General features: G+C 70.8%; 15 protein-coding genes and 1 riboswitch. Of the genes, 10 read left to right on the top strand and 5 right to left on the bottom strand.

What is annotated here, in order from left to right; translation table 11 throughout:
• Window positions 1–8: 8 nt before the first annotated feature.
• The gene (deoA, locus tag J2851_RS16670) at window positions 9–1,331 is read left to right on the top strand and encodes a thymidine phosphorylase (RefSeq protein WP_209767505.1); all 1,323 of its coding nucleotides are present in this window, start codon (window positions 9–11) and stop codon (window positions 1,329–1,331) included.
• 25 nt (window positions 1,332–1,356) lie between these two features.
• On the opposite strand, the gene J2851_RS16665 is transcribed toward deoA, so the two are convergent.
• The gene (locus J2851_RS16665; RefSeq protein ID WP_209767504.1) at window positions 1,357–3,441 is read right to left on the bottom strand and encodes a phytoene desaturase family protein; all 2,085 of its coding nucleotides are present in this window, start codon (window positions 3,439–3,441) and stop codon (window positions 1,357–1,359) included.
• Between the two features lie 300 nt (window positions 3,442–3,741).
• On the opposite strand from J2851_RS16665, the gene J2851_RS16660 reads away from it, so the two are divergent.
• Together J2851_RS16660 and J2851_RS16655 are read left to right on the top strand one after the other, a co-directional pair.
• Complete coding sequence (locus J2851_RS16660) at window positions 3,742–4,677, top strand: DMT family transporter (protein WP_281416038.1); 936 nt, start codon at window positions 3,742–3,744, stop codon at window positions 4,675–4,677.
• A 52-nt stretch (window positions 4,678–4,729) separates the two neighbouring features.
• Window positions 4,730–5,629: a DMT family transporter gene (locus J2851_RS16655; RefSeq protein WP_209767502.1), complete on the top strand. Its 900-nt coding sequence runs from the start codon at window positions 4,730–4,732 to the stop codon at window positions 5,627–5,629.
• Window positions 5,630–5,635: 6 nt separating this feature from the next.
• On the opposite strand, the gene J2851_RS16650 is transcribed toward J2851_RS16655, so the two are convergent.
• From J2851_RS16650 to J2851_RS16640, 3 genes are all read right to left on the bottom strand, one after another.
• A complete protein-coding gene (locus tag J2851_RS16650; protein WP_209767501.1) occupies window positions 5,636–6,067 on the bottom strand; it encodes a hypothetical protein in 432 nt (143 codons plus the stop codon).
• Window positions 6,068–6,124: 57 nt separating this feature from the next.
• A complete protein-coding gene (locus J2851_RS16645; RefSeq protein ID WP_209767500.1) occupies window positions 6,125–8,332 on the bottom strand; it encodes a methyl-accepting chemotaxis protein in 2,208 nt (735 codons plus the stop codon).
• A gap of 161 nt (window positions 8,333–8,493) precedes the next feature.
• Entirely contained in the window at window positions 8,494–8,829 is a 336-nt protein-coding gene (locus J2851_RS16640) for an STAS domain-containing protein (protein WP_209767499.1), read from the bottom strand.
• 241 nt (window positions 8,830–9,070) lie between these two features.
• Window positions 9,071–9,168: riboswitch (TPP riboswitch) on the top strand.
• Between the two features lie 59 nt (window positions 9,169–9,227).
• Between J2851_RS16640 and J2851_RS16635 the strand changes: the two genes are divergently transcribed.
• From J2851_RS16635 to J2851_RS16610, 6 genes are all read left to right on the top strand, one after another.
• Complete coding sequence (locus J2851_RS16635) at window positions 9,228–10,352, top strand: ABC transporter substrate-binding protein (protein WP_209767498.1); 1,125 nt, start codon at window positions 9,228–9,230, stop codon at window positions 10,350–10,352.
• A 166-nt stretch (window positions 10,353–10,518) separates the two neighbouring features.
• Window positions 10,519–11,391: a branched-chain amino acid ABC transporter permease gene (locus J2851_RS16630; protein WP_209767497.1), complete on the top strand. Its 873-nt coding sequence runs from the start codon at window positions 10,519–10,521 to the stop codon at window positions 11,389–11,391.
• A 64-nt stretch (window positions 11,392–11,455) separates the two neighbouring features.
• Entirely contained in the window at window positions 11,456–13,114 is a 1,659-nt protein-coding gene (locus J2851_RS16625; RefSeq protein WP_307420456.1) for a branched-chain amino acid ABC transporter ATP-binding protein/permease, read from the top strand.
• A complete protein-coding gene (locus J2851_RS16620; protein ID WP_307420454.1) occupies window positions 13,111–13,830 on the top strand; it encodes an ABC transporter ATP-binding protein in 720 nt (239 codons plus the stop codon). The genes J2851_RS16625 and J2851_RS16620 overlap by 4 nt, the downstream gene beginning before the upstream one ends.
• Window positions 13,831–13,971: 141 nt before the next feature.
• Entirely contained in the window at window positions 13,972–15,225 is a 1,254-nt protein-coding gene (locus J2851_RS16615; protein ID WP_209767496.1) for a hypothetical protein, read from the top strand.
• Window positions 15,226–15,287: 62 nt separating this feature from the next.
• On the top strand, window positions 15,288–17,126 hold the full coding sequence (locus J2851_RS16610; protein ID WP_209767495.1) for a chloride channel protein: 1,839 nt from the start codon (window positions 15,288–15,290) through the stop codon (window positions 17,124–17,126).
• Between the two features lie 100 nt (window positions 17,127–17,226).
• Here J2851_RS16610 and J2851_RS16605 read toward each other — a convergent pair whose 3' ends face one another.
• The gene (locus J2851_RS16605; protein ID WP_209767494.1) at window positions 17,227–18,057 is read right to left on the bottom strand and encodes a polyphosphate kinase 2 family protein; all 831 of its coding nucleotides are present in this window, start codon (window positions 18,055–18,057) and stop codon (window positions 17,227–17,229) included.
• 183 nt (window positions 18,058–18,240) lie between these two features.
• Here J2851_RS16605 and J2851_RS16600 point away from each other — a divergent pair, with 183 nt between their 5' ends.
• Window positions 18,241–21,588: a maltotransferase domain-containing protein gene (locus tag J2851_RS16600; RefSeq protein ID WP_209767493.1), complete on the top strand. Its 3,348-nt coding sequence runs from the start codon at window positions 18,241–18,243 to the stop codon at window positions 21,586–21,588.
• Window positions 21,589–21,601: the final 13 nt, after the last annotated feature.

Here is a 21,601-nt window from a genome sequence, read left to right as displayed (position 1 = left end):
GACTCGGCATGCTTCCCCAGGAACTGATTCGCAAGAAGCGCGACGGCAGGCACCTCGACGCCGCCGAAATCGACGCCTTCGTGCGCGGCATCACCGACGGCTCGGTCACCGAAGGGCAGGCGGCGGCCTTCGCCATGGCCATTTTCTTCCAGGGCATGGACCTGGACGAGCGGGTCGCCCTGACGCTGGCCATGCGGAACTCCGGCAGCGTGCTCCGCTGGGATCATCTGAACCTCCCGGGACCGGTGGTCGACAAGCATTCGACCGGCGGCGTCGGTGACAAGACCAGCCTGATCCTCGCCCCGGCGCTGGCCGCCTGCGGCGGCTTCGTGCCGATGGTCTCGGGCCGCGGGCTCGGCCACACCGGCGGCACGCTCGACAAGTTCGAGAGCATCCCCGGCTATCAGGCCAAGCCCGACCGGACGCTGCTGGAAAAGGTGGTCAAGGAGGTCGGCTGCGCGGTCATCGGCGCCACCGACGACATCGCGCCGGCCGACCGGCGCCTCTACGCCATCCGCGACGTCACGGCGACGGTGGAGACGATCCACCTGATCACCGCCTCCATCCTGTCGAAGAAGCTGGCGGCCGGTCTGGACGCGCTGGTGATGGACGTGAAGTTCGGCTCCGGCGCATTCATGCCGGATTATGCCAAGGCGCGGGAGCTGGCGGAGAGCATCGTCACCGTGGCGGAGGGCGCCGGCCTGCCCACCGTCGCGCTGATGACCGACATGAACGAGGTGCTGGGCCTGACCGCTGGCAACGCGCTGGAGATGCGGGAGTGCATCGACATCCTGCGCGGCGGCAAGGCGGAGCCGCGCCTCTACGAGGTCACCGCCGCGCTGGCGGCGGAGCTGCTGGCGCTCGCCAAGCTGGCGCCGGATGTTGCAACGGGCCGCGCGATGTTCGACGAGGCGGTGGCGAGCGGCCAAGCGGCGGAGCGTTTCGCCCGCATGGTGCGGGCGCTGGGCGGCCCGGCCGACCTGCTGGACGCCCCAGACCGCTACCTGGACGCCGCCCCCATCGTCCGCCCGGTCTATCCGGAGCGCGAGGGCGTGGTGGCCGCCATCGACACCCGCGCGGTCGGCATCGCCGTGGTGGCGCTGGGCGGCGGGCGGACCAAGACGACCGATCCCATCGACTTCGCGGTAGGCCTCGCCGACGTGGCCGGCCTGGGCGCCGCGGTCGGGCCGGCCGGCCGGCCGCTCGCCCTGGTCCACGCCCGTAGCGAGGCCCAGGTGGAGCAGGCGACGGCCATGCTGCGCCGCGCCTTCACCGTCGCGGACACCGCCCCGGCGGCAGGGCCGCTGATTGCGGAGCGCATCGGGCGCTAAAGATTATTCACCACCAAGGCACCCCTTACGCTGCGCAAAGCTCCTCCGCCGGGCGGCGCACCCCGATCGGCCCCACCAGCGCCTCCGCGGCGAGGCGGCCGGAGATGACGCAGGCCTCCACGCCCGGCCCGGGGTAGACGCCGCCGCCGGCCAAGCACAGGCCGGGGATCGGCGTCTTGCGGGGCAGGGGACCCTGGGCGGGGTCGACGCCGTAGATGGCGCCGCCCGTGGTGTGCGCGTAGCGGGCGAAGGTGGCGGCGCTGGCGTCCTGGCGCTGCCGGATGTGGCGGTCCAGGTCGGGGATCAGGCGCCGGGCCGCGGCGATCATCGCGTCGCCCTCCCGCTCCTTGCGGGCGCGGTAGTCCGGCGCCTCGCGGTCCCAGCCATCCTCCGCGGGCGCCAGCTTGATCAGCGACACCGCCGCGCAGCCCTCCGGCGCCAGCGATGAGTCGTGGGCCGAGGGCAGGGCGATCGCCATCCGCTCGTCCGTCAGAAAGGACATGGCCGGCAGGTCCGGCACCGTGTCGAGCGCCAGCGTCACCATGAAGGCGGAGGTGGAGGGGCGCAGCGCCCGGCAGCGGGCGGCGTAGGCGTCGGGCAGGTGCTCCGTCCCGACCAGTTCCAGCATGGTGCGGCGGACGTCGGCGTTGGAGACCACCGCCGGGGTGGCGATGCGCCGTCCCTCGGCAGTCTGGACGCCCGCCACGCGGCCTCCTTCCACCAGGATGCGGGCGGCGGGGGTGCGCAGCAGGACCTCTCCGCCCTTGTCGCGGATCGAGTCCGCCAGGGCGTCGGCCAGCCGCTGCGACCCGCCCTGCGGGTAGACGCCGCCGTCGAAGAAGTACCCGAAGATCGCCGCCATCTGGCCGACGCGCAGGGTCTCCGGCCGATCCGACAGGTAGCCGGTCATGCTGGCGAGCAGCCGGCGGGCGCCCCCGTCGGGCACGAACTGCTCCAGCATCGCCAGGAAGCCGGTGTCGCGCCAGCGGAAGGCGTGCGGGCAGAGCCGGGGGTAGGCGCGCATGGCCTCCACCGTGCGCGGGATGTGGGGCAGGCCGGTGGTCCCGCAGTCGAGGAACAGGTCGCGGTAGACGCCGCGCATCTCCGCCATGAAGGCGGCGACACCCTCGGCGCTGCCGGGATGCTCGGCGGCGACCATGGCGACCAGCCCGTCGGCATCGCCGGGGAGAAGGCGGAAGCGGCCGTCCATCAGGATGCCGCGGTTAACCGGTTGCCAAATGACGCGATCCGCGGCGCCGACGGTGCGCAGCAGATGGCCGACCGGGCCGTCGGCGCGGGCGCCGCTGATGTCGTGAACGCCGGCGTCGAACACGAACCGCCCCATGGATCCGTCGGCGAGGCGGACCTTGCGGTCCCAACTGGTGCAGAAACCGCCGGGCCGGTCGTGCGCCTCCAGCACCGTGACGCGCGCTCCGGCCTCCGCCAGCAGGGCTCCCGCGGTCAGCCCGCCGATGCCGGAACCCACGACGACCACGTCGCGGTCGGAATCGGCGTCCTTCGCGCCGATCACCGCCGGCGCCGGCCAGGCGAAGGGCTCCCGTGCGGCCAGCTGCTTTGCGATGGCGCGCTTGGTCAACCAGTCCGGCAAGCGGCGGTTCGCCAGGATGCCGGCCAAGGCGGCGGCCGAACCGATCACGGGGGCGACGGTCGGGGCGAGCCAGAAGGCCGCCGCGCCGACCAGGAAGATCGCGCCCCACACCGCGGTGATGACCGAGTTGACGGCGACGAATTGCGGCAGATGCCAGTATTCCCGCGGCATCTCCTCGCGGGCGTATTGCAGCGTGAAGGGAGTGCCGAGCGCGATGCCGCCGAAGGCCATGGCGGCCAGGACCAGATGGATCACCAGACCGATGTTCTCCGCGGGCCAAGCCCAGCCAAGCGCCCCACAGGCCGGGAGAAGCGCGAAGAAGGCGGCGGCCACCAGCTCCGGCGCCTTCAGCGACCCGCGCCGGCGGTCGAGGGCGCAGAGGCCGAGGCTGAGGCCAAGCGCGGTGAGGGACGGCCACAGGCCGCCGAGCGGCTGGAGCGCGCCGAAGGCGATCCAGGGAGAGAAGCCGAGGACGATGCGGACGGGGGTTGAGACGGTCATGGTCGGGCCTTCGCCGTGCGTGGCTGCGTGGTGGGGCAGGTGATGGCCGACAGACTGCCCGGACCGGCCGCGCGGGCCAGCGTCGTTCCGCGAAGTGCCGGGATTCCTTCGCAAAACCACCGTTTGATGCCCGTCCCGTCGTTTCACGATGCGCGACTTGCAGGGCGATGCCGCGGGATAAACCCACCGTTGTGCTGGGGCATGCGGGACAAATCGGGGGCGGCGACGCTTCGCACCCGCCGATCACGGGCATTCGTCTAAAAGGCCTATGACCACCAACCATCATCCCCGGCTCCGACCATGACCACGGACACCGCGCTCGCCGGCGCGCTTCCCGCACCCTTGCCCGCGTCTGCCCGTGCACTGGTCCGGCCGGAGCGGTGGAGTCCGTTGCGGCGCGGAGTGGCCTGGATGCTGGGATCCCTGCTGCTGTTCGCCGCCATGGATGTGGTCCAGAAGACGCTGACGCTGCGCTATCCGGCGACGGAGGTGATGTTCTTCCGCTCCCTGTTCTCGGCCGTGCCGCTCGCCATCGTCCTGGCGCGCTCGGGCGGCTGGGGTTTGCTCGCCACGCGTCGGCCGGCGGCGCATCTGGTCCGGTCGGTCGTCGGCGCGCTTTCGGTGTTCTGCTTCATCATGGCCTTCTCCGACATGCCCTTCGCCGACGTCTACGCGATCAGCTTCGCCGGCCCCCTGTTCGTCACCGCCCTGTCGGCCCCGTTGCTGGGCGAAGCCGTGTGCCGCCGGCATTGGGTGGCAGTGGTGGTCGGCTTCCTCGGCGTGCTGGTGATGCTGAAGCCTGGCGAGGGCATGCTGTCGGGCATGGCGCTGCTGTGTGTGGCGGGGACGCTGTGCAGCGCGCTCGCCACCATCTGCGTGCGCCGGCTGGCCCGGACGGAGCACAACGCCACGATTGTCGCCTATTTCACGCTCGCCTGCGGGGTGCTGGGCGGCGCGCTGATGCTGCCGGATTTCGTGTGGCCCGACGCGGCCGGTCTTGCGGGCATGGCCGCGGCCGGCCTGCTCTGCACCGTGGCGCAGCTGGCCATGACGCAGGCCTACCGGCTGGCCCCCGCCGCCGTGCTGGCGCCGCTGTCCTACAGTTCCATGGCGTGGGCGGTGCTGTTCGGCGCGCTGCTGTTCGGGGAGCGGCCGGGCTGGGACACGTTCGCCGGCACGCTGATCGTGGTGGGCAGCGGCCTTGCCCTGCGCTCCGGAAAGGGCGCGCGGGCCTGACCTGCGGTTGCGGCATTGGGCTTCGCGCTGGCTGCTCAGATACTGTGCAGGCATGAGCCGAGCCGACGCCCTTCCCATCGCCCCCGTGGCCGAAGACGACACCCGCACCGCGATCGGGTGCTTTCTGCTGTCCATCCTGCTGTTCGCTGGCATGGACACGCTGATCAAGCACCTCTCCGTCGATTTTCCCGTCGCGCAGCTGATGTTCGTGCGGTCGGCCGTGGCGCTTGCCCTGGTCGGCGGCGTGTCGGTGGCCCGCAACGGCTGGGGCAGCTTGCGCACCCGGCGCCCGCTCGCCCATGTCGGGCGGTCCTTCGCCGGATTGCTGTCGATGGGCTGCTTCTTCTTCGCCTTCAAGCATTTGCCGCTGGCCGAGGTCTATGTCCTCAGCTTCGCGGGGCCCTTGTTCATCACCGCCCTGTCCATGCCGCTGCTGGGGGAGCCCGTGGGCTGGCGCCGCTGGGCCGCGGTGCTGGTGGGATTCGGCGGCGTGGTCGTGATGGCCCGGCCGGAGGCGGACGCGCCCATGCTGCCCATCCTGGTGGGCGTGGCGGCAGCCTTCTTCTACGCGCTGGCGATGATCGCGGTGCGCGGCCTGTCCCGGACGGAGACCAACACGGCGATCGTCGTCTACTTGCTTTTGACCACCACGGCGGTCAGCGGGATCGCGGCGGTGCCGGTCTGGGTGGCGCCGGACTGGGACCACGTCGGCCTGATGCTGCTGGTCGGGGTGCTGGGCGGGGTGGCGCAGGTGCTGATCACCCAGGCCTTCCGGCTGGGGCGCGCCGCCGTCGTGGCGCCGTTCGAATACACCGGGATGATCTGGGCGACCCTGTTCGGCTTCCTGGTGTTCGGCGACCTGCCGACTCCCGCCGTCCTGGCGGGGGCGGGCATCATCATCGCCAGCGGCCTCTACATCCTGCACCGGGAAACCATGCGCCGCGGCGGCTGAGCGGCGTCAGCCCTGGCGGGTGTTCAGGATGACGAACAGCTGCCGGAAGTTCTCGTTCATCGTTTCCTGCATCTGCTTCTGCCCTTGGCGCAGATCGCTGACGTCGATTTTCAGCTGGGCGACGTCGGTTTTCAATTCCTTCACGTCGGTCTTCAGCTGGGCGACGTCGGTCTTCAGTTCCTTGACGTCGATCTTCAGCTCCTGGACATCAATCTTCAGCTGGCTAACGTCCGCCTTCAGCTCCTTGACGTCGGATTTCAGCTGGTTGACATCGGTGCGCAGCTGCTTCTGCCCTTCCTCAAGGCGGTCCATGCGGCCTTCCAGCCGCTCCTGCCCCTGGCGCAGCGCGCGCAACTCCGTGTTGGTCGCGTGGGCGTAGTGCTCGACCTGGATGGCGAGGTCGGTGATGCGGTCGTGTTCGGTGCGGCCGTCCGGCATGGGAACATCCCTGGGAAAACGGTGCATACTATAGGGTGAATTCAACGGGGAGTCGAATCATCCCTGCACCCGGTCTTCGCAGCCGATGCGGAAGGCGCCCCAATGCTTCCCCTTCACATAGATCGGCGCCGCGACATCCTTCATGGAGACCACCAGCCCTCCGCCCATGTCGCGGCGGTAGGTCTGGATCAGCACCGGCTGCCGGTTGCGGGCGGCGGCAAGGCCGGTGGCGTCGTCGAACATGCGGCGGTTGCGGCAGTGCGCGTTGTTCCAGTCCGGATCGTCCGGCCGCTGCGGTTCCGAATACTTGCTGTTGTGGGTCGGCAGGTAGCCGTTGCGGTCCACCGCCGCGCAGAAGGCGATCCGGCGATGCCGTGCCATCGCCCGGTCCTGGAGGTCGGCCAGCAGCTGGTCGCACAGCTCGGTGAAGGGCGCGGTGACTTGGGGCGGGTCGCTGCCGGGGACCGGCGTGTATTCGGCGGAGAAGAGCGCGTCGACGCCGATCCGGCCGCGGTCGATGGCCTCGTCGAACAGCCCGCCGATCGTCCGGGCGGTGTCCTGGGCCAGGGCCACCAGCTCCTGGTCCGCGGCGTTCCAGCGCGCGAGCGCCGCCGCCAGCCGGGTGGCGAAGTCCGCCGTCAGCGGGTCGAAGCGGACGTGCGCGATGTCGCGCTCGGTGGCCACGATGGTGCCCGTGGCGCGTCCCAGCCCGTCGATGTCCAGGCGGATGGCGTAGCCGTCGGCGCTGGCCAGCTGCACCTCGCGCACCTGGCAGCCGCCCATGGAGATGTTGTCGAGCCGGCTGTCGAAGGTCAGGCCGTCCACCTCCACGCGGGCGGCGACGTCCACGGCGACGCGGTCCTCCCGGCGGCGGTTGCCAAAGCGCGTGCCGCGCAGGCTGGCGGTGACGCGCCGCTTGATGCCGAAGATCTGCCGCACCAGCCCGGTCGCGTTCTCCCACAGCTCGCTGGCCTTCCGGGTCGACCGCTCGGCCGCCTGCGCCACGCGCTCGATGCTTTCATGCACGTTCTGCATGCTGGCGGCCATCTCGTCGGCGTTGTCCGCGATGTCGCGGGTGACGATGGCCTGCTCGCCGACCGATTCGGTGATGGAGGCGATGTCCTCCGTCACGGCGGTGACGCGCCCGGCGACCGCCTCGATGGCGGTGACCGTGCGGGCGATGGAGGCCTGCATGGCCTCGATCTGCATGCGGATGTCGCCGGTGGCGCTGTTGGTCTGGTCGGCCAGAGTCTTCACCTCGTTGGCGACGACGGCGAACCCCTTTCCGGCGTTGCCGGCGCGGGCCGCCTCGATGGAGGCGTTCAGCGCCAGCAGGCGGGTTTCCTTGGCGATCCGCTCGATCAGCGTGACGACGCTGCCGATCCGCTCCGACGCGGCGACCAGCGTCTGGGCCGAGGCCTGCGCCTCCTGCGAGCGGCCGGCGGCGCTGCGGGAGCTTTCGGTGGCGTGCTCCACCTTCGCGGTGATCTCGCTGAAGGACTCCGAAAGGCCGCGCGCGGCGAGCGCGATCAGGCGCGCGTTCATGTTCGTCTGCTCGGAGGCGTCGGTGACGCGTTCCCCCTCCGTCGCCACCTTGTTGGCGGCCCCCAGCACCTCGTCGGCGGCCCCCTCCATGCTGGCGGCGTTGTGGCGGACGAGGTCGACGGCCTCGCTCAGCTCCCGCTCGAAGCCCTCCGCGAACTCCTCCATCTCGGCGGACATGTCGGAGCTGGTCGCGGCGTGGTGGTAGACGGACAGCGCCAGTTCCGCCTCCATCAGCACCGCGCGGATCAGCGCCCCCACTTCGGCCGCCGCCTGGTCCCGGCCGAAGCGATGGCTGCGGATCACGTGGGCGGCCATGCGCTCCAGCAGCATGGAATAGCCGGCCATGTAGAATTTCGGCGCCACGCCGGCCTTCTGGTGGGCGTGGCCCAGCTTGCGCACGCGCTCCAGGTAGTCGGCGTCGAAGTTGGCGGCGAAGAAGGCGTCCCATTGCGCCCGGTGGGCACGCTGGATCGCCGCCACGCGGTCCGGATCGGACAGCAGGGCGGCGACGTCCGGCTGCTTCGCCATGAAGGCGTAGAAGGCGTCGATGGTCGTGTCGAGGACGGGGCCGAGCGCGGGCCCCAGCGTCCGCAGCGTCGCCTCCGTCCGCCCGTCGATGCGCCAGAGGTCGCGATCCAGGCCTTCCTGATCAGGACCTTGCCGATCCGGGCCCGCCGTCCGGGGCGGGGCGGATGGCGAAACGGCTGCGGTGGCGTGCATCAAGGCGTCCTTTTCGGCGATTGATCGCGCTTCATTGTCTCGCGAAATTAGTAATACAGCCTACGAACTTTTTCATCAGGAAGTCGGATGAATTGTTTCTACACCAGAGCGAGCGACCAAGTGCCGCATCGGGGCTGAGCCCACCTCCGTTGCATGGACGCTCAAGCCGCGCGGGGCAGGGGCTCGGGTTCGGAACAGCCCATGACCGGCGCGAGGAGCGCAGCCACGCCGCTGCGTTCCAGGATGCGGCGGACCCGGGGGGTGTGGTTTTCGAAGCCGACCCGGCCGCCCCGCTCCGCAACCAGGCTGCGCAGGGTCAGGAGCAGGCCGATACCGCAGGAATCGACGAAGTCGACGCCGGACAGGTCGATGCGCAGGCACCGGTGCGGCGTGTCCGCAATGTCGCGGACCATCGGACGCAGCCGCGGCAGGGCGGCGTAGTCGACCCGCCCCCGGAGGGCGACGCGCAGGCAGCGCCCGTCCGTGAGGGTAACCACCGTATGCAACGGGGCGGAGCGTCCTGGGGCGGAGCCTTGCGATGCCGGGTGCATCGGCCGGTGTCCTTCTGCGACCTTCGATGACGGCTTGGTGCCGCGTTGCGGGAGGGCCGGACAGGACCACGGAATGGCGGACGCTATCGTGGCGGATCGATTTCAAATTCGTGAATCCGCAAGCCGTGCGCTTTCTTGGACCTGTTGCGCTTTCTTGACAGGCGGGCCGCCGGGGCGACACTGTGCGTGCGTACGGCTGGGGTGCCCGCGATCCGGCGGGCTGAGACAACACCCATCGAACCTGATCTGGGTCATGCCAGCGAAGGGAGCCGACCGTTCGAGGGCACGCCCCCCAGGCTCCCATCCTCGCGCGGCGCCCCCCCGCCGGCCAGGAGGAGACGACCATGAGGCGGTTTCTGCCTTTGCTGTTCTGTGCGCCCCTTATTTGCGGGACCGTCTCGGCGCGGGCGGAATCCGTGTCGGTGCCGGTCCTGGTCCCGCTGACCGGCTTCCTATCGCTGGAGGGCACCAGCCAGCGCAACGGGGCGCTTCTGGCGTTGAAGAGCCCGCCGGCCGGCATCACCGCCGACGCGCCGGTGATCGACACCGGCACCTCCCCGGAGGCGGCGGTGACGGCGCTGGAGCGCGCGGCCGGCGGCCCGGTGACCGCGGTGGTCGCCAGCATGCTGGGCACGCAGATGCTGGCGATGCTTCCGCTGGCGGCGGAATACAAGCTGCCGCTCGTCACCGTGTCGGGCACCGCCAGCATCACGGAGCAGGGCAACCCCTGGGTCTTCCGCTTCTTCCCCGGCGACGCCGTAACCAAGGAGGCGCACGCCCGCTACGTCGTGGAGGAACTGGGCAAGAAGCGCCCGGCCCTGATCTACCAGACCACCGCCTACGGGCAGAGCGGCAAGGCGCACCTGGAGGCGGCCTTCAAGCGGCTGGGCGCCGATCTGGTGTTCGAGGAAGGTGTGGATCCCACCGCCAAGGATCTGCTGCCGGTCCTGACCAAGGCGCTGGCCGCCAAGCCGGACGTGCTGGTCCTGCACCTGCATTCCGCCCCCACCGCGCTGTTCATCCGCCAGGCGGCGGCCAGCGGCGTGCCGGTGCCGATCGTCGCCGGGTCCGCCATGCACCAGCCGAGCACCGCGGCCCTGCTGGAGCCCGCCGAACTGAAGGGCGTCTGCGCGGAGACCGCGGCCTCCCCCATCTCCGGCGGCAGCGCGGAGGTGGAGGCCTTCACCGCCGCCTACCGCGCCGCCTTCAACGCGGAGCCCGACGCCTTCGCGCTCGGCCAGTATGACGGCACGCGCATGGTGCTGGACGCGGTCAAGGCGGGCGCACGCTCGGCCGAGGATGTGCGCAAGGGCCTGTCCACGGGCACCCACCAGGGGCTCGCCATGACCTACAGGTCGGACGGCAAGGGCAACATGGCCCATTCGGCGGTGATCGTCTGCTACGACGGCGCGTCCCGCGTGCCGGCCATCGCGAAGCGCTACGACAACGTCACGGGCGTGGTGAAGTGAGGGGAGTGGGAGTGGTTGCGTTGGGTTGCCAGGTGGTGGCGCTGGGCCCCCCTCCCGACCTCCCCCCATCTTCGACGGGGGGAGGGGTTAAGTTCCCTCCCCCGCGAAGTGGGGGAGGGTTAGGGTGGGGGCCCGACGCGACCACCAAACCGCAACGGATCCACCCGTGACCACCCTCCAACTCCTCATCAACGGGCTGGCGCTGGGCGCCGCCTACGCGCTGGTCGCGCTGGGGTTCGTGCTGGTGCTGAACGCGACCTCCGCGGTGAATTTCGCGCAGGGCGATCTCGTCATGGCCGGCGGGCTGCTGGCGGTCGCGTTGGCGCCGCTGATTCCGTTGCCGGGGATCGCGCTGCTGCCGGTGGTGCTGGTCGCCATGGCGGCGCTCGGCCTTGTGCTGGCGCTGGCGGCCTACCTGCCGCTGCGGCGCAGCCCGCCGGTGGCGGTCTTCATCAGCACCATCGCCGTGGGGATCATCCTGCAGAACGGTGCCTCCGTCCTGTTCGGGCCGGAGCCGCGGGCGGCCCCGCCGCTGCTGTCCGGCGGAACGGTCGATCTCGGCGGGCTGGTGGTGGCGGAGCAGTCCCTGGCCATCATCGCGGTCGCGGGCCTGCTGATCGCCGGGCAGCAATGGCTGTTCGCGCGGACGCAGCTCGGCCGGCGGCTCCGCGCCACGGCCCAGGATCCGGAGATGGCGCGGGCCTGCGGCGTGCCGGTCACGGCGATGATCCTGGTCACCTTCGCGCTGGGCACCGCCTACGCCGGGGCGGCCGGGCTGCTGCTCGCCAACCGGTATTTCGTCACGCCGACGGCGGGCGGAGACCTGATCCTGAAGGCCTACATCGCGGTGACCATCGGCGGCTGGGGATCGGTCCCCGGGGCGGTGGTCGGGGCGCTGCTGATCGCGCTGTTCGAGGTGGGGGTGTCGTCGGTGCTCTCATACCCCGTGGCGCTTGGGCTGCTCTACGCCGCGCTGCTGGTCATCCTGCTGGCCCGGCCGCAGGGGCTGTTCGGGGAGGCGGCGCGGCGCCGTGCGTAGAGCATTGAAATTTGCCCCCACCCTGACCCTCCCCCGCTGGGCGGGGGAGGGGATTGGGGTCGCTGTGTTGGCGGCGTACGCGTTGCTGTACGCGTCGCCCTATGGGCTGCGCGTGCTGACGGTGGCGGGGGTGTACGCGCTGGCCGCCATCGGGTTCCAGATCGTGTTCGGGCTGGGCGGGGCCCTGTCGCTCGCCCATGGGGCGTTCTTCGGGGTTGGGGCCTACGCCACGGGCATCCTGGGCAGCCAGCTGGGCTGGACCTTCGCGGCGACCTTCCCGCTGTCCATCCTGGCGCCGTTCCTGCTGGCGCTGCTGGTCGGGCTGCCGGTGCTGCGGCTGGAGTCCCATTACTTCGCGCTGGCGACGCTGGGCATCGCGCAGGTCGTCCTGCTGCTGGCGGTCAACAGCCCCGGCCTGACCGGGGGCGCCAACGGGCTGCCGGGCGTGCCGGGAGTCCTGCTGTTCGGCTGGGCGGTGCCGCGTGGGTTGCCGCTGGCGGCGGTGGTCTGGGGCTTCGTGGCCGCGGGCGGTGCGCTGGCCTGGAGCCTGGCGCGCGGGCGCTGGGGTCGGGCGCTGACGCTGGTGCGGGACGACCCGCTGGCGGCGGGCACGCTGGGGCTCGACGTCGGGCGGCTGCGGCTGGGGGCCTTCGCGCTCAGCGCCGTCTATGCCGGGGCGGCCGGCGCGCTGTCCGTGCACACGCAGCGCGTGGTCTCGCCGGAGGTGCTGGAGTTCCCGGTCATGGTCTCCGTCCTGGCGATCGCCGTGGTCGGCGGGCGGGGGCGGGTGGCCGGGGCGGTCCTGGGCGCCGTGCTGCTGGTCCACCTGCCGGAGTGGTTCCGCTTCCTGGAGCGCAGCTACCTGATCGTCTACGGCGCGGCCCTGCTGGCGACCATCGTGCTGGCGCCGGAGGGGCTGACCGGCCTGCTCGACCGGCTGTTCCCGCCGCGCAAGCGGGTGCTTCCGGTGGCGAAAGCGCCCCCCGCGGTGGCAATCGAAGGCGGCCCGGTGCTGCTGGTCGAGGGGCTGCGAAAGTCCTTCGGCGGCGTGCGGGCGGTGGATGAGGTCTCATTGACGCTGGAGGCGGGCACAATCACCGGGTTGATCGGTCCCAACGGGTCTGGCAAAACGACGGTCATCAACCTGATCTCGGGCCTGGAGCGGCCAGATGCCGGGCGCATCCTCGTGGCCGGGCGCGACCTTGCCGGGAAACGGCCCGACCGCATCGCCCGGGCCGGGATCGCGCGCACCTTCCAGGCGGTCAGCCTGCCGGAGGGGGCCACGGTGCTGGAGGCGGTCGCCGCCGCCCGGCTGGAGCGCGACCGCGGTGTCGCGGCGGCGGAGGCGCACGCGCTCTGGGCGCTGGAGCGGCTGGGCGCGGCGGACCTCGCGCTGCGGCCCTGCGCCGACCTGCCGGCGGCGCTGCGCCGTCGCGTCGAGCTTGCCCGCGCGCTCGCGCGCCAGCCCGCGGTGCTGCTGCTCGACGAGCCGGCGGCGGGATTGACCGACGCGGAAAAGGCCGAGCTTGCCGGACACCTGCGGGCCATCGCCGCCGCTGGCACGGCGCTGCTGGTGGTGGAGCACGACATGGGCTTCCTGCTGCCGCTGGCGGGGCATGTGCTGTGCCTGGACCAGGGGCGCACGCTGTACGACGGCCCGCCCGCGGGCGTCCGCAGCGACGCGGCGGTGGTCGCCGCCTATCTGGGGGAGGACGCGCCGTGACCGTTCCGGTACCGGAACCGCTGTTGCGCATCGAGGGTTTGACCGCCGGCTATGGCGGGGCCGTGGCGGTGGACGGCCTGTCGCTGTCGCTCGCGGCGGGGGAGGCGGTGGCCCTGCTGGGGGCGAACGGGGCCGGCAAGTCCACGCTGCTGAAGGCGATCCTCGGCCTCGTGCCGCTGCGCGGCGGCGGGCTGTGGCTGGACGGGGAGGCGATCACGACCCTTACCCCGGAAAAGCGCGTCCGCCGCGGCCTCGGCTATGTGCCGGAGGGCCGGCGCGTCTTTCCCGGCATGAGCGTGCGCGACAACCTGGAGGTGGCGAGCCCGCTGGGGCGCGCCGCCCGCGCCGACGACCTGGAGCGGGTGTTCGCGCTGTTCCCCGATCTCGCCGGCAAGGCGGCGGAGCGGGCGTGGCGGCTGTCCGGCGGGCAGCAGCAGATGCTGGCGGTGGGACGCGCGCTGATGGGGCGGCCGCGCCTTCTCCTGCTGGACGAGCCCTCGCTCGGCCTGTCGCCGAAGCTGGCGGGCGAGGTCTTCGGCGCCGTGCGGTCCATCGCCGCCGCCGGCACGACGGTGCTGGTCGCCGAGCAGAGCGCCGCCCGCGCGCTGGCCGCCACCGGACGCGCCGTGCTGATGCGGCTGGGGCGCATCGTCCACGACGGGCCGGCCGACCGCCTGCCCGAAGACGCGCTGCGCGAGGCCTTTCTCGGCGGGTAAGAGATGGGGCCGCGGGCGGTTGCTCCGGGGTGGGTGAACTTTCTGGAGAAGCGCTCGTCTTCCGCTTGCCGATCCAGGCGTGCGGGGCTAGCTTCCCGCGGTGATTCGCCCCCCTGCAGGCCCCCAAGGATAGTTTCCACCATGACCGACACCGCCGCCGCCGTCGCGCTTTCCGCCCTTCTGCTGCTGGGGGCGACCGCCGCCCACGCCGCCGGGCCGCAGGTCGCGGAACTGGTGCCGGTCGACCCGCCGGTCATGTACTACCCGCTGCCGCCCAGCCGGACGCCCGCTCCCGCTCCCGCGGCCCCGGCGGCGCAGGCCCCGGCGGGACAGGCGCCCGCCGGTCAAGCACCCGCCGGTCAAGCACCCGCACCGGGGACCGCGCCCACGAAGTCCGGCCCGTCGGTGCTGGAGGACGGCTGGGAGGGCGGGCCGGCCAAGGACAAGGACGGCAAGTTCGCCTATTGCGCGATCGAGGGCCGCTTCGACACCGGTCACACGCTGATGGTCGCGCGCAACCCGAGGGGTGAGGTGAACCTGGGCATCGGCATCCCCGGCGCCGAGTTGCCGGGCGGGCAGCAGTGGAAGGTGAAGGTCTCCGTCGACGGCAAGCTGACGCGCGATCGCATCGCCGTGGCGCCGAAGCCGGACATGCTGGTCGTCCCCAACGGCAAGGACGACGAGCTGTACAACGCGATGATGAGCGGCAAGGAGCTGGTCTTCTCCTCCGACAGCGACCGCATCGTGTTCCAGCTGAAGGGCACCAAGAAGATCCTCGGCGACCTGAAGACCTGCGTGGACAAGGCGGGCGACGTGCCGCCGATGACCACCGCGTCCGGCACCGGCAAGGACGGCAAGGCCAAGGGGCCGGCGCTTCCGGCCGGGCTGGCCGACCTGCTGCGGGCCGCGGGCGTGCGCGACGCGCAGTCCGTTCCGCTCGACAACATCCCGAAGGAGGAGCGCCCGGCCGACCTCGCCTGGCGCATCGGCCCGATCATGGGCGGCATCAAGGAGCGGGTGGTCGGCGACGACGCCAAGCTGGCCGACCTGACCGAGGCCTATGTGGAGGCGATGAAGAAGCGGTGCGACGGCACCCATGCCGCCACGCTGAACCTGATGGAGGAGTTCCCCGGCCTGTCGCTGCGCACCGGCGCCATGGATTGCACCCTGAAGGAGGGCAACCTCCACGTCTCGCTGACCTTCTTCCTGTCGTCGGCGCACCTGTTCACGGTGCTGTTCCACGAATCTGCCGACGCGGACAAGGCGCTCGCCGACAAGGTCCGCGACAACCTGGCGGAGGTGCTGCGCAAGATCGCCTCCGCCCCGGCGCCCGCGGCCCAGGCGGGTGCCCCGGCAGCCACTCCGGCGACTGGATCGGAGAAGGCCAAGCCCTAAAGATCGGCTGGCGCTTCACCCGTGCGGTTGACGCGAGAGCGCTCCCGCACAGTTATGCAGTCATGCCCGACGACGTCACCGGAATCCGTGGGGCGGCGAGCGACGCCGCCAACGCCCTGCCCAACCTGTTGTCCAGCGAGCGGTCCGCCGCGTCGCTGACCCGGCAGAGCCTGCGCAACAGCACGCTCGCCGTCCTTCTGCTGGCCGCCGGCATCGGCGGCGTGATCGGGCTGGCGGTGGCCCTGCTGCACGAGGCGGTGGCCTGGGCGCAGGCGACCGCGTTCGATCTGCCGCACGGGCTCAACCTCAGCCAGGCGGTGGCGGGCGATCCCTGGCGCATCGCGCTGGTGCCCGTGGCGGGCGGGCTGCTGCTCGGCCTGCTGGTCAAGCTGGTGCGGCGCTGGCGGCCCAACGAGATCGTCGACCCGGTCGAGGCGAACGCGCTGTACGGCGGCAAGATGTCGCTGGTCGACAGCCTGCGCCTGACCCTGTCCACCCTGCTGTCCAACGGCTCCGGCGCCTCGGTCGGGATGGAGGCGGCCTACACCCAGGCGGGGTCCGGCCTCGCGTCGGTCGCCGGGCAGAGGCTGCACCTGCGCCGCGCCGACCTGCGCACGCTTGTCGGCTGCGGTGCCGCGGCGGCGATCGCCGCGGCCTACAACGCCCCGCTCGCCGGCGCCTTCTACGCGTTCGAGCTGGTGCTGGGCGGCTACACCATCGCGACGCTGGCCCCGGTCGGGGCGGCGGCGGTGACCGCCGTAGCGGTGGCGAATGGGCTGACCGACGGGGACATGCCGTTGCAGTTCGTCCGGCCCGTCGCGGTCGAGGGGCTGGATTACCTGGTCTGCGGCGTGCTGGGCTTCCTCGCCGGCTGGCTCAGCATCCTCGCCATGCAGTCGGTCACGGTGGCGGAGCGCGGATTCCGCGCCTTGCCCGTTCCGGTCTGGGCGCGCCCGGCGCTTGGCGGCCTCTGCCTCGGCGCGCTGGCGCTGGCCGTGCCGCGGGTGCTGGGCGCCGGCCCCGGCGCCGACCCGGCGCACGTCACCGACGGGCTGCAGGCCATGGCGATCCTGCTGCTCGCCAAGATCGTGGCGTCGGCCCTGTCGTTGGGCTCCGGCTTCCGCGGCGGGCTGTTCAGCGCGTCGCTCCTGCTGGGCGGGCTGTTCGGCGGCGTGCTGTACGGTGCCGTCGATGCCTATGTCCCGGGGCTCGGCATCGACCGGATGCTGCTGGTGCTGGTCGGCATGGGGTCGGTCGCCGCCGGCATCGTCGGCGCGCCGGTCACCATGGTGCTGCTGGTGCTGGAGGCGACGCAGGACTTCTGGGCGGCGTCGGGCGTCATGATCGGTGTGGTCGTCTCCACCACCGTGGTGCGGCAGGCCTTCGGCTATTCCTTCGCGACCTGGCGCTTCCACCTGCGCGGCGTGCCGATCCGCGGCGCCTACGACATCGGCTGGGTGGCGGAGCTGACCGCCCTGCGGCTGATGCGCGGCGACGCCAAGACCGTGCTGACGACCCAGACGGTGGACGCGCTGCGCCGGCTCTACCCCGTGGGCTCGGCCAAGCAGGTCTTCGCGGTGGAGCCCAGCGGCGCCTACGCCGGGGTGATCGACATGGACGCCGTGCACGATCCCTCCCTCGGCGAGGAGGCCGCGACCCGGCCGGTCGGCGAGCTGGCCCGGCACCCGGAGGCCTTCGTGCTGCCCGGCGACGACGTGCGCCGGGTGCTCCAGCGCTTCCACGAGTGCGAGGTGGAGGCGCTGCCGGTGCTGACCGCGCGCACCGACCGCCGCATCGCCGGCTACGTCACCGAGGCCTACGCCCTGCGCCGCTACAGCCAGGAGCTGGAGCGCCAGCGCGGCGAGGAACTGGGCGAGCGGAGCCTGTACGGCCGCGATTGAGGGGGGCGGGTGTCGGGGGCGGGTGTCGGGTTGCGCTTCGCTCCACCCGACCTACGAAACGGCCCTGTAGGTCGGGTGGAGCGAAGCGCAACCCGACATATTACTGGTCTTTCCCGTCCACGCCGAAGCTGAGATGGATGCCCAGCACCTCGGCGGCGATCTTGGCGACGGACAGGTCGATGGGCGGCGGGGCGACGTTGACGCCCTTGCGCAGGGCCTCCGTCACGATCTCCAGCACCTTCACGCGGGCGTACCATTTGGAGTTGGCGGGAACGGCGTGCCAGGGCGCGTTGTCGGTCGAGGTCTTCTCGAACATCGCCTCGATGGCCTTGGTGTAGTCGTCCCACTTGGCGCGGTTGCGCAGATCCTCCTCCGTCAGCTTCCAGCGCTTGTAGGGGTTGGTCAGCCGTTCCCGGAAGCGGTCGAGCTGCTCGTCCTGGGTGATGTGCATGAAGATCTTGATGATGCGGGCGCCGTCGTCGGTCAGCATCCGCTCGAATTGGACGATTTCGTCGTAGGCGCGCTTCCAGTCGTCCTTGTTGGCGAAGCCCTCCACCCGCTCCACCAGCACGCGGCCGTACCAGGACCGGTCGAAGACGGCGAAGGTGCCCGGCGCCGGCAGCTTGGTCCAGAAGCGGTAGAGGTAATGCTTGCCCTGCTCCTCCGCCGAGGGGGAGCCGATCGGCCAGACGTGGAAGCCGCGGGGGTCGAGCGGCTCGGTCAGGCGGCGGATGCAGCCGCCCTTGCCGGCGGCGTCCCAGCCTTCGAACACCAGGATGGCGCGGCGTTTCTCGTGCCAATAGGTCTGCTGGATGTGCAGCAGTTCCTTTTGCAGCTTGTCGAGGCGCTTCTCGTACTCCTCCTTGCTGGCGATGGTGGCCGCCTTGATGTCCAGCTTGTCGAGGCGGATCTTGCCGTTCCCGTTTCCCATTCCTGTCCCTTCCGCTGCGGCCATAGCGTAATCGATGGCGGAACCTTCGCGCCTCGCCGGGGTTGAGCGCGTGCGCACCGCCGGGCTTCCGTTGCCGCCGTTGAGCAATCCCATATGGGGGCTTTCGGCTTGTCAACGGCCGAGCCGGGCGGGCGTGCCACAGCCGACCACGAGGAACCCCGGATGGCCACCGCTGGACCGCGCATCTACAACCTGTTTCCCACCCTGATCGGCCCGGTACGCGACTGGGCGGGACACCTGCCGCGCATCCAGGGCATGGGATTCGACTGGCTGTTCCTGAACCCGATCCATTATCCGGGTTTCTCCGGCAGCCTGTACGCCGTGAAGGATTATTACCGGCTGCATGATCGGCTCCAAGGGAGTGCGCCGGAGCATCCGGACGAGTTGCTGCGCGGCTTTATCGCCGAGGCGCGGCGGCACGGCCAGTCGGTGATGCTCGACCTCGTCATCAACCACACGGCCAAGGACGCGCTGCTGGTCGGCGAGCATCCGGACTGGTACCGGCGCGACGGCAATGGGGAGCTGTACAGCCCGCGCGCCGTGGACCCGGTCGATCCGTCGCTGGTCACGGTGTGGGGCGACCTCGCCATGCTCGACTACGACAAGGCGGAGGCGCGGGCCGGGATGATCGAGTATTGGACGCACTACCTGCGCCACTACATCGGCCTGGGCGTGAAGGGCTTCCGCTGCGACGCCGCCTACCAGATCCCGGCCGATGTCTGGAAGGCGCTGATCGACGCGTCCCACGCCGTCGACCCGGAGGTGAAATTCTTCGCGGAGACGCTGGGCTGCACGGTGGAGCAGGTGCGCGACCTCTGCGGCGCCGGCTTCGACTTCCTGTTCAACAGCGCCAAGTGGTGGGACTTCAAGTCGGACTGGCTGCTCGACCAGTATGAGGAGTTCCGCTGGATCGCGCCCTCCATCGCCTTCCCGGAAAGCCACGACACCGACCGGCTGGCGGCGGAAGTCGGCAGCCAGGACACGGAGCGGCTGGCCGCCCAGCTGAAGATGCACTACCTGTTCGCCGCGTCCTTCTCCACCGGCGTGATGATGCCGGTGGGCTTCGAGTACGGCTTCACCCGCAAGCTGGACGTGGTCCACACCACGCCGGAGGACTGGGAAGAGCCGAAGCTCGACCTGACCGGCTTCATCGGCAAGGTCAACGCCATGAAGGCGGAGACCCCGGCGCTCAACGTCGAAGGGCCGCAGCGCCGCGTCACCGCACCGCACAACCCGGTGATCGGGCTGGTCCGCAGCACGCAGGGCTGGGCGAACGGGGATGGCGAGAGCTGCTCGGTCATGCTCATCAACCCCGACGAGTCGCAGGCGCACCCCATCGACCCCGGCCCGGTGCTGGCGCAGACCGGCGGCGGCTTCGCGGACTTCGAGGATGTGACCCCCGACGCCGAGCCCGTGCCCTTCGAGCCCGGCCGCGACCTGCGCCTGCGTCCGCTGGAGATGCGCGTCTTCCGCGCCCGCCCGGCGCAGCGCCGGCCCATCGAATTACAGCATCTGGGCGAGCAGGGGCCGCAGCACGACAAGGACTCGCGCGCCTGGATGGACGAGCTGGCGGCGCGGCGCGTCACCATCGAGAACGTCTATCCGGAGATCGAGGGCGGGCGCTTCGCGGTCAAGCGCGTGGTCGGCGACACGCTGGAGGTGTGGGCCGACATCTACACCGACGGCACCTTCGTGCTGGCCGCCCGCGTGATCTACCGGCCGGTGGACGAGGAGGCGTGGCGCGAGGTGCCCATGACCCTCTTCGACAACGACCGCTGGGTCGGCAAGGTGCCGCTGACCCGCAACACCCGCTACCAGTACAGCATCCTTGCCTGGCGCGACGTGTGGGAGAGCTGGCGCGCCGACTTCAAGAAGAAGCACGACGTCGGGATGGACGTCAGCCTGGAGCTGATCGAGGGCCGCCGCTTCGTCGAGCACGCCGTCGGCTTGAACGAGGGCGAAGGCCGGGCCGCGCTGGAGCGGGTGGTGGAGCGCATGAACACGCTCCAGGGGCCGGAGCTGATCGCCTACGCCCTGTCGGACGAGCCGCGCAAGGCCATGGCGCGGTATGGGGAGCGGCAGTACCTGTCGCGCTACGGCTGCGACCTGGAGGTCTATGTGGACCGCACGGCCGCGCGCTACTCCGCGTGGTTCGAGATCTTTCCGCGCTCCGCCTCGCCCGACCCGTCGCGGCCGGGCACCTTCGACGACGTCGCCAACATGCTGCCCTTCATCCGGGACATGGGCTTCGACGTGCTGTACTTCCCGCCGATCCACCCGATAGGCCGCAGCTTCCGCAAGGGGCGCAACAACACGCTGAATCCCGGCCCGAACGATCCCGGCGTGCCCTACGCCATCGGCGCGACCGAGGGCGGCCACACCGAGATCGACCCGATGATCGGCGACCACGAGGGCTTCCGCCGCCTCGTGAAGGAAGCCCGGCGGCACGGCATCGAGATCGCGCTGGACTTCGCGGTCCAGTGCTCCCCCGATCATCCCTGGATCAAGCAGCACCCGCAGTGGTTCTACTGGCGCCCGGACGGCACGATCCGCTACGCCGAGAACCCGCCGAAGAAGTACCAGGACATCGTCAACGTCAGCTTCTACCGCGAATCCTACCCGGACCTTTGGTACGCGCTGCGCGACGTGGTGCTGTTCTGGTGCGAGGAGGGGGTGCGCATCTTCCGCGTCGACAACCCGCACACCAAGCCCTTCCCCTTCTGGGAATGGATGATCCGCGAGGTGCAGGACCGCTACCCCGACGCGCTCTTCCTGGCGGAGGCCTTCACCCGGCCGAAGCTGATGAAGCGGCTGGCCAAGCTGGGCTTCACCCAGTCCTACAGCTACTTCACCTGGCGCAACACCAAGCCGGAGCTGACCGAGTATTTGACGGAGCTGACCCAGGGCGAGTCCAAGGACTACATGCAGCCCAACTTCTTCGCCAACACGCCGGACATCCTGCCGCCGATCCTGGTGCATGGCGGGCGGCCCGCGCACATGATGCGCGCGGTGCTGGCCTCCACCCTGTCCGGAGTCTACGGCCTCTACGCCCCGTATTTCGTCTGCGAGGCCGATCCCTACCCGGGCAAGGAGGAGTACAACCACTCCGAAAAATACGAGATCCGGCACTGGGACTGGAACAAGCCCGGCAACATCGTCGGCTACGTCAAGAAGCTGAACGAGATCCGGCGGGAGAACCCCGCGCTGCACCAGTTCACCAACCTGCGCTTCTACAACGCCTTCGACGACAACATCCTGCTCTACGGCAAGATGACCGAGGCGAAGGACAACGTGATCCTGATCGCCGTCAACCTCGACCCGCACAACGGCCACGGCGGCACCATCGAGATCCCCCTGTGGGAACTGGGCCTGCCCGACGGCGCCCACGTCCAGGTGGAGGACCTGTTCAGCGGCCACCGCTTCACCTGGATCGGCAAGTTCCAGCACGTCTGGCTCGACCCGCAGCAGAACCCCGCCGCCATCTGGCGCATCAGACCGCCGGGAGCGTGAGTCCGCCATCAGG

Source organism: Azospirillum rugosum, from assembly GCF_017876155.1.
Taxonomy (GTDB): domain Bacteria; phylum Pseudomonadota; class Alphaproteobacteria; order Azospirillales; family Azospirillaceae; genus Azospirillum; species Azospirillum rugosum.
This window is presented reverse-complemented; position numbering and strand designations above follow the sequence as displayed.

What these genes read in the sequence shown, in the direction of transcription:
- J2851_RS16650 (WP_209767501.1), bottom strand. Translation starts at nt 6,067, where the DNA reads ATGCCGGACGGCCGCACCGAACACGACCGCATCACCGACCTCGCCATC.
- J2851_RS16645 (WP_209767500.1), bottom strand. Translation starts at nt 8,332, where the DNA reads ATGCACGCCACCGCAGCCGTTTCGCCATCCGCCCCGCCCCGGACGGCG.
- J2851_RS16655 (WP_209767502.1), top strand. Translation starts at nt 4,730, where the DNA reads ATGAGCCGAGCCGACGCCCTTCCCATCGCCCCCGTGGCCGAAGACGAC.
- J2851_RS16600 (WP_209767493.1), top strand. Translation starts at nt 18,241, where the DNA reads ATGGCCACCGCTGGACCGCGCATCTACAACCTGTTTCCCACCCTGATC.
- J2851_RS16660 (WP_281416038.1), top strand. Translation starts at nt 3,742, where the DNA reads ATGACCACGGACACCGCGCTCGCCGGCGCGCTTCCCGCACCCTTGCCC.
- J2851_RS16610 (WP_209767495.1), top strand. Translation starts at nt 15,288, where the DNA reads ATGCCCGACGACGTCACCGGAATCCGTGGGGCGGCGAGCGACGCCGCC.
- deoA (WP_209767505.1), top strand. Translation starts at nt 9, where the DNA reads ATGCTTCCCCAGGAACTGATTCGCAAGAAGCGCGACGGCAGGCACCTC.
- J2851_RS16605 (WP_209767494.1), bottom strand. Translation starts at nt 18,057, where the DNA reads ATGGGAAACGGGAACGGCAAGATCCGCCTCGACAAGCTGGACATCAAG.
- J2851_RS16615 (WP_209767496.1), top strand. Translation starts at nt 13,972, where the DNA reads ATGACCGACACCGCCGCCGCCGTCGCGCTTTCCGCCCTTCTGCTGCTG.
- J2851_RS16665 (WP_209767504.1), bottom strand. Translation starts at nt 3,441, where the DNA reads ATGACCGTCTCAACCCCCGTCCGCATCGTCCTCGGCTTCTCTCCCTGG.
- J2851_RS16635 (WP_209767498.1), top strand. Translation starts at nt 9,228, where the DNA reads ATGAGGCGGTTTCTGCCTTTGCTGTTCTGTGCGCCCCTTATTTGCGGG.